Raw genomic sequence first — 7,834 nt, forward strand, 5'->3', positions numbered from 1 at the left:
TTATCCCTTATAAATAACGATTTCTGCGTGTTTTCACTTATTGTGATTGTTCGGTTTGCTGAACTTCATCAGGATCGTACAAAGGACCCGTTTGACCACAACCAGAAAGTCCAATAACGGACAGCATAAATAGAGCAGTAATTAATTTTTTCATTTTGCATATCGTGATTATTAACTCAATGCCCCCTATAATCGCACCACACTCAGGAAAAGCAATAGGATAGAAAGGATGAACGAGACTGAATTTCATCAGCTGGTCGATATACAGATGCAAAACATCGAAGAAGCTATCGATGAATCAGAGGCAGATATTGATTACGAAGTGACTGGTAACGTGATGACGCTGGAGTTTGAGAACCGCAGCCAAATCATCATTAACCGCCAAGAACCAATGAAAGAAATCTGGTTAGCGTCTAAATCTGGTGGCTTTCACTTCAAGCTAGTTGACGACAAGTGGACATGTTCAAAGACGGGCATGGAGCTGTTTGAGATGGTTAAAGAAGAATGCGTGAAGCACGCAGGTGAAGCGATCGATTGGGTCTAATCATTTGTAAGCAAAACTAAAAAGGAGTGAATCAATCACTCCTTTTTTAATATCAATCAGTCTTAGTAAGACTAGATGTTGACTATCTTTGAGCTCCGAGAAGCTAAAGTTGCATCGTTACGATAAGGCACAACGTAGGAATTGCCTTCTTCAGGATGAACGATTTGGTAGTACTGAGGTAGATTAAAGTTAATCAACTTAGACGACATCTTCGACTCATCTTTTACCGACGTGTAGAAAGAATTCACGCTCGCGATCATCTCATCTTTTTCACCGCTGTACTGGTGGTAGACCTCAACTTGGTTCGACTCGTCCAATACATAAATATTGAAGCCTTTGTCGGTATCTTCGAAAAAGAACTGAATCAAGCCCTCACTCGCAAAACCATCCACCACTTCTGGTAGCTGATACTCTTGCTCTTTATCGAGCATCAGTAAAGGTGAGCCTTTGAGCTTATTGGTTGAGATGCTACGGTAGAAATCGACCGAGTTTTCCAACATCTGTACCGACACACCACGACGTTCGAAGAACAGACCAAACATCTTATTAGCTAAACGAATAGCCTTAAAGCGGCGGCGCTTCTCGGGTTCAATCGGTTTCAATCGTAAATCGATACACTCAGCAAGCAGTTGATACACCATGTTACGCATCACACCACGCAGGTTTTTGCTGTAACAGAACACATCAACCGATTCTGGCGGTAAAGCATCTTGGTGCATTTTGCCAAGTACCGTCTTCAGCGCATCCAGCATTGCCGTATCACCTTGGAAATGCAGCGTACGTACTTCATGCCAAGAGTTACGATAAACTAAGTCGACACTGCCGACTAAGCTCTTACCTTCCTCACCAAAGCTGAAGATATCGGCGTTCTTGAGGTCCACTTTTAATGCACGACCACTTAATTCAGACGTCGGGTCATTTTCAAAGTTGATGAACATCGCTAGCTGGCTTATCTCACACGGGCTCGCCAGTGCTTGCATACTTGGGCGACGCTTACGCAAAGAAAACGTATTACGCAGGTCGCTCACCATTTGATAGAACTTATCGATATCGATGTGAGCGTCACGTACCACAGAGTGCAAACGTGTCGACTCGGTAATCAAGCCATTAAAAAACGACCATGCTACCAACTTACTCAAGTACTCATGGTGCTCTAGAGAAGGCTGACCAAGAATGCGGTGTGCAACCAGTGGCTGCTTATACAAGTACCAACCTGCTTTATTCGACTGACCCTGACGAACTTCGATGAAGCTCAAGTCGGGTTCATGCAGATCCGGAGAGATTTGTGGGTTCAGCAGTGTCACTTTACCTGGCAATACCTCAAACGCAGCGTAAAGCTTACGTGCCAAGATACTGATATCTTGTGGGCTGATTGCCGAAGTGATGTCGTTACGACGCGCAAATTGAATCAGATTACGGTAGCTCAGCATCAAGGCATCAAGCAGTGCATGGTGCACCACTTTAACCTGCTCAACCTTCCAGTTACGGCGGTTATCGAGCTCAGCAATGGTTTCATGTCCCCAATTCCAAGACTTAGTCATCTCAGTCAAGGCTTCACGACGCCACGCAACAGAACCAATGCCCGCATCTCGTGACAGCTTCTCGTGGGTCTTAAGATAAAAACAGCGTCTTACCAAGCCCAATCGAGTGTGGTCGTTAATGCGTTCTAGATAGCGCGTTACCTTTTCAAGCATCAGATAGTAACTATCCATGCCATACAGATCCGGTTCATCCGCGAAGAAGCGACGCTTGGTATCAATACTCAGCAGTTGGGTGTTTGGGTATTCCCATGAATAGGCTTCTAACAGGATCGCCTTCAAAACCGATTTATACGGTGAGTCGATACTCTTATAGAGCTGCCACAGGTTTGAACCAAAGTACTCTTCAGCGGGAATGCGATTCAGCTTGCCGAAATCGATCCACTGCGAGCAATCAAGATAGCCATCCTGACACAAACCTTGAACATACTCGTCGTAACACTCTTCCATTTCTGGCGGAATGATTTGCCACAACAAACGCTGACCAGCCAAACGAACCGCAGAGCGATAAAACTCATCAAGCAATAATAAGTGCTGTGAAGAACCACAGTTATCGCCGGTCATCTCTTCTGAATGGTTCGAACGGAAACGCTCTTCATCCATCAAGAAGAAGTTCGCTTCTACTCCCAAGGTTTCAGCCCAATCGGTAATCAAGAGACACTTGTTGGTTAGGCTATCGCGAGAGGCGCCATCCATATCCGGGGAAACACACACCCAGATATCAAGATCACTTGAAGTGCTTTGACCAATAGAAGAAGTACTACCCATGGTGTACAAGCCAAGGATTGCTGGTTCATCCGTCTCGGTGAGTTTGCCACCCAGCGTTAATTCGGTATCAGAGACAAATTGCTTTTGGAATTCATTAAGCGTGAAGCTACGAATTCCAAAAGGAACTTGTTGGTCATAATAACCAGGCATCATCGGGTGATTGAAGTGAAGCAGTGCGGGAATAAGGTTGAATACTCGCTGGCCTTGCACATTCATCAACGCCAACGCACGATCAATGCGCTGCTGATTTAGATTGTCTAATCGTTGAATCAAAGTTTGAGTGTAAGCCTGCAAGGTAAGTCCTTGGTTTGAGGTTAAGTGCAGTTCTGTTTAGTTACTGAACGAAAGGAGCAACAAAACGTGATCAATTTAACACTTTTACCCTTAATGGTAAAGCAAAGGAACCCGTCATACTGGTCAATTCCTTGATGACAGAAAGTTAAACTCACGGCGCCGTAGTGTCCTCTTTATTGACTATTTCTAATAATAGCCCATGTTTCAAATGAGATACTAATCACACTATTTTGGTGAACTCATGAAAATCTCTCAGCTATCAAAGTATGGAATGATCAAACAGTAAGAATTCTCGCCTCATAATGGTAGGATTAGGCTATTACAGAACCTATATCGGAAACACCATGACAAATTCAGCACCAATCCGTATCGCGACCAGAAAAAGCCCTCTTGCCCTTTGGCAGGCATACTTTGTAAGGGATGCACTGCAAGCTGCTCACCCTGGTTTAGAGGTTGAGTTGGTAACTATGGTGACCAAAGGTGACATCATCCTAGACACTCCGCTTGCTAAAGTGGGTGGTAAAGGACTGTTCGTTAAAGAACTTGAAGTAGCCATGCTAGAAGGTCGTGCTGACCTAGCGGTTCACTCAATGAAAGATGTACCTGTCGACTTCCCTGAAGGTCTAGGTCTGGTAACAATTTGTGAGCGCGAAGATCCGCGTGACGCTTTCGTATCAAACACTTACAACAACATCGACGAACTCCCACAAGGTGCTGTCGTGGGTACGTGCAGTCTGCGTCGCCAATGCCAACTGTTAGAATACCGCCCAGATCTGATCATCAAAGAGCTGCGCGGCAACGTTGGTACTCGTCTAGGTAAACTCGATGATGGTCAATACGATGCGATCGTACTGGCTGCTGCAGGTCTTAAACGTCTAGAGCTAGAAGAGCGTATTCGTAGCTTCATCGAACCAGAGCAGTCTCTCCCTGCTGTTGGCCAAGGCGCTGTTGGTATTGAGTGTCGCCTTGATGACGAGCGTCTGATTAAACTCCTTGAACCACTGAATCATAAAGACACGGCTGATCGTGTACTGTGCGAACGTGCAATGAACCTTACCCTAGAAGGTGGCTGTCAGGTTCCTATCGGCAGCTACTCATTATTAGATGGCGAAAACATCTGGCTACGTGCATTAGTTGGTGAACCGGACGGTTCTAAGATGGTTCGTGGTGAGATCTCTGGCCCTCGCAAAGATGCAGAAGCACTTGGCGTGACTCTGGCAAATCAATTGCTGGATGATGGCGCGAGAGAAATCTTAACCAAGCTCTACGTTGACCAAGAATAATCATGACAGTGTTGGTGACTCGTCCCGGTTCAGAGGGACAATCGCTTTGCCAACAACTAGCGGATGAAGGGGTTCAAGCAATCCATCATCCGCTGATTCGTATCGTGGATAATCCCAACTCTGCGGATTTAAGCACCCAGCTTAATAACAGCGATATCATTATTGCAGTCAGTCACCACGCCGTGGCGGCTGCCCAAAGCATCCTTTCAAAAACCTCATCCATTTGGCCTACTTCGCCGCTTTATCTTGGCGTTGGTCAAAAAACTGCGCACGTTTTAAGCAAAGTCTGTAAACAAAAAGTAAACTATCCTCAAGTTAGTGATAGTGAACATCTTCTTAAACTTACTGAACTTAATGGCGTAGAAAATAAGTCCATTTTGATACTACGTGGCAATGGTGGGCGTGAGCTCATTAGGGATTCTCTACTCAATCGAGGTGCACAAGTCTCTTATTGTGAGACCTACCGTAGAGAATATATTCCTATTAGCGACCACAATACCTATCAAACATGGATAAACAAAAAAACGTCCAAAGTTGTCATCACTAGTCAGGAACAATTGGAGTATCTCTGCTCAATTACCCCTGATGAGTATTTGGCTTGGCTTTCAACAAGACATCTATTTGTCCCAAGCCAGCGCATTGTAGAACGAGCACAACAACTCGGCTTCTCGAATGTGACCAATACTCACAGTGCTACGAACCAAATATTACTGGCTGCTCTCCGGCCCTAGCTAGAAACAGGAAATAAGCATGACAAGCAAAAAAAATAATGAGCATATTGAACCTGAAAAGAAACAAGATACTCAGCCAGTAGTTGTTGAAAACGAAAAAGCTGACTCTACAGAGACAAAACAACCTGAACAGAAGCTTGATGCCTCTGCTTCAAATACCGCTAAAAATGAGCAGCCTCAAGCTGAGCATAAAGAGCAAATAGAGAAAGCAGAAAAGCAAGGTAAGCGCGGTGTCAAACTAGGCGCTATTGCGATCGCTATTTCAATTATCTTCAGTGGCGGTATCGCATTTCAAATGCAGCAAAAGAGCGCTGAATACTCGGCTCAAATAGCCGCTCTTCAAGCACAACTTCAAAATACCCAATCTGCGGTAAATAAAGACCTACAAACCATCAAGCAAGAGACTATCCAAGAAGCCTCACACGCGGTGGAGAAAACTCAGGTCGTGCAATCTCAACAGCAGAAGAGCATTCAAAGCCTGCAGTTAGCAGTGGCTGACGTGAAAGGTCGCCGCCCGAATGACTGGTTACTTGCCGAAGCCGATTACCTTGTGAAACTAGCAGGACGTAAACTGTTCCTCGAGCATGATGCCGTTAGCGCAACCAAGTTAATGGAAAGCGCCGATCAACGTATCGCAGCACTGAATGACCCGAGCTTAGTGTCGCTGCGTCAATCAATGACCAATGACATTACCAAGCTTCGCACTATTCCTCTGATCGACCGTGATGGCTTAGTTCTGCGTATCACAAGCTTGCAACAGCAAGTCGATACACTGCCGCTTGCCAATGCGATTCTTCCGGAAGCTGCGGTTGTTGAGAAAAAAGCGGTATCGCAAGATATTAATGATTGGCAGAACAACCTGATGACGTCGATGAAAGACTTCTCAGAAAACTTCATTACCTTCCGTAGTCGTGATGGCGAAGTTATCCCTCTACTCTCTCCTGAACAACACTTCTACCTGCATGAAAACATCAAAGGTAAATTAGAAACCGCGATTCGCGCCGTCTACAAAGAACAAGGTGAACTCTATAGCGCAGCTCTTAATACCGCTAGCGAGTGGTCGAAAGCGTATCTAAACCAAGATAACAACTCAGTGATTGAATTTGAGAAAGCGATTAAACAGCTAAGTGAACAGAACATCTCTGTGAAATACCCTGTAAAGCTTGAATCTCAAAATGAGTTGTCAGATGTGATACGTGAGCGCCTACGTCGTGAAGTCACCGTTATGACCACGGAGGAAAAATAATGATTCGTTGGATTTTTCTTTTTCTCGTTCTAGGTGCTGGGTTAATTGTTGGTACTCAGTTCTCTGGTCAACAAGGCTACGTTCTGATCTCAATTGCGAATAAGACTATTGAGATGAGCGTGACAACACTGGTTATCTTTGTCATTGCTCTTCTAGCGGCTCTATTCGGCTTAGAGTACCTATTTAAAAAGCTTATGTACGCGAGCTCGACAACTTGGAATTGGTTCAGTGTTCGTAAATTGAAACGCTCTCGTCGTTATACCAATGAAGGCATCATCAAGCTGCTTGAAGGTGACTGGAAAGGCGCTGAGAAGAAGGTAACACGTTGGGCTAACCATCACGACATGCCTCTACTTTGTTATTTAGTCGCTTCTCAAGCGGCGCACGAACAAGGTAATACGAGTGAGCGTGATAAGTACATCGAGCTTGCTAGCCAACAGGACGACTCTCTACTGGCGGTTGAGCTAACTAAAGCTAAACAGCAAATCAGCGAGTCAAACTACGAAGCTGCATTCGATACACTTTCTACCCTAAAAGGCACATACCCTAATAACACTGCTGTACTTGGCCTGTTAAAAGCCACTTACTTGCAACTGAAGTTATGGCAGCCATTGCTAGAGTTAACGCCTAAATTAGTTAAGAACAAACTTCTAACAGCTGATGAGCAACGTGAATTAGAACAGAAAGCACAATGTGGATTACTTCATGATGTAGCTCAACAACAAGGTAGCGAAGGTTTAATCAGCCATTGGAACAAGCTTTCAAGAAAGCAGAAACAAAGTTCGCACCTTGTATCTTGCTTTGTGAAGCAACTGATCGCTCGCAAAGCTGACTCAGAAGCGTTCACAGTGATCAAAGAGAACATTGCGAAGAGTGGTTCAAATGAGCTCTACATGTCGCTTCCAGAGCTGAATCTAGCCGATCACCACCCAGTAGTGGTCATGCTAGAACGTGCAATCAGTAAAGACAGTGGTAATGCCGAAGCACACAGCGCTCTGGCTCAGTTCTACTTAAGAGAGCAGAAGTGGGCGGAAGCACAAAGCCACTTCGAAAAAGCCCTAGCACTTCGCTCAAATGTTTCAGATTACGGATATCTATCTGACGCCCTAGAGAAGCAAAACTTAACGAAAGCAGCTCACGAGGTTTCTCGTAAAGCGCTCGCTCTAGTTCAACCCGCTTAATTCAAAGTGACTCAAACTAAGCCGATGTCTAACATCGGCTTTTTTGTATCTGTTACTTATCCCTAGATAACTTCTACAATACCTATAAACCAAACGCCTCGAACCCTACCCATCCAATGCTACCAAACCAACTAATCATGAAATTGCTCAATCGGGCCTCTCAAACAGACGGAGAACGACTTTAATTATGTCTGTACGTAGTTTTACCATTCTTATAAACAAGTCCTTATAATACCAATTAAAGTAAAA

At 44.7% G+C, this 7,834-nt stretch carries 7 protein-coding genes; 5 read left to right on the forward strand and 2 right to left on the reverse strand.

The genetic code is table 11. The annotated features are described in order from the left end of the window. Positions 1-37: 37 nt before the first annotated feature. On the reverse strand, positions 38-154 hold the full coding sequence (gene lptM / locus AB4249_RS21920; protein ID WP_063524726.1) for an LPS translocon maturation chaperone LptM: 117 nt from the start codon (positions 152-154) through the stop codon (positions 38-40). Between the two features lie 75 nt (positions 155-229). Between lptM and cyaY the strand changes: the two genes are divergently transcribed. Further along, positions 230-544 (forward strand): iron donor protein CyaY, encoded by a 315-nt coding sequence (gene cyaY / locus AB4249_RS14490; RefSeq protein WP_017061010.1) that lies wholly within the window; start codon positions 230-232, stop codon positions 542-544. A gap of 71 nt (positions 545-615) precedes the next feature. Here cyaY and AB4249_RS14495 read toward each other — a convergent pair whose 3' ends face one another. After that, the gene (locus tag AB4249_RS14495) at positions 616-3,144 is read right to left on the reverse strand and encodes a class I adenylate cyclase (RefSeq protein WP_372103718.1); all 2,529 of its coding nucleotides are present in this window, start codon (positions 3,142-3,144) and stop codon (positions 616-618) included. Between the two features lie 344 nt (positions 3,145-3,488). On the opposite strand from AB4249_RS14495, the gene hemC reads away from it, so the two are divergent. The 4 genes from hemC to AB4249_RS14515 are packed head-to-tail and all read left to right on the forward strand — an operon-like array spanning position 3,489 to position 7,585. Next, entirely contained in the window at positions 3,489-4,427 is a 939-nt protein-coding gene (gene hemC / locus AB4249_RS14500; protein ID WP_017061008.1) for a hydroxymethylbilane synthase, read from the forward strand. 2 nt (positions 4,428-4,429) lie between these two features. Then, positions 4,430-5,158 carry a uroporphyrinogen-III synthase gene (locus AB4249_RS14505; RefSeq protein ID WP_017061007.1) on the forward strand — a complete coding sequence of 243 codons (729 nt, stop codon included), beginning with the start codon at positions 4,430-4,432 and terminating at the stop codon, positions 5,156-5,158. Positions 5,159-5,177: 19 nt separating this feature from the next. Then, positions 5,178-6,404 carry a uroporphyrinogen-III C-methyltransferase gene (locus tag AB4249_RS14510; RefSeq protein ID WP_372103720.1) on the forward strand — a complete coding sequence of 409 codons (1,227 nt, stop codon included), beginning with the start codon at positions 5,178-5,180 and terminating at the stop codon, positions 6,402-6,404. Then, positions 6,404-7,585, forward strand: coding sequence for a heme biosynthesis protein HemY (locus tag AB4249_RS14515; RefSeq protein ID WP_372103723.1), 1,182 nt, complete (start codon positions 6,404-6,406; stop codon positions 7,583-7,585). The genes AB4249_RS14510 and AB4249_RS14515 overlap by 1 nt, the downstream gene beginning before the upstream one ends. Positions 7,586-7,834: the final 249 nt, after the last annotated feature.

The organism is Vibrio sp. 10N.261.55.F4, from assembly GCF_041470465.1.
In the GTDB taxonomy this organism is placed as follows: Bacteria; Pseudomonadota; Gammaproteobacteria; order Enterobacterales; family Vibrionaceae; genus Vibrio; species Vibrio crassostreae_C.

Excerpts from the sequence above, each read along its gene's own strand:
- cyaY (WP_017061010.1), top strand. The coding sequence starts at position 230 with ATGAACGAGACTGAATTTCATCAGCTGGTCGATATACAGATGCAAAAC.
- hemC (WP_017061008.1), top strand. The coding sequence starts at position 3,489 with ATGACAAATTCAGCACCAATCCGTATCGCGACCAGAAAAAGCCCTCTT.
- lptM (WP_063524726.1), bottom strand. The coding sequence starts at position 154 with ATGAAAAAATTAATTACTGCTCTATTTATGCTGTCCGTTATTGGACTT.
- AB4249_RS14515 (WP_372103723.1), top strand. The coding sequence starts at position 6,404 with ATGATTCGTTGGATTTTTCTTTTTCTCGTTCTAGGTGCTGGGTTAATT.
- AB4249_RS14505 (WP_017061007.1), top strand. The coding sequence starts at position 4,430 with ATGACAGTGTTGGTGACTCGTCCCGGTTCAGAGGGACAATCGCTTTGC.
- AB4249_RS14510 (WP_372103720.1), top strand. The coding sequence starts at position 5,178 with ATGACAAGCAAAAAAAATAATGAGCATATTGAACCTGAAAAGAAACAA.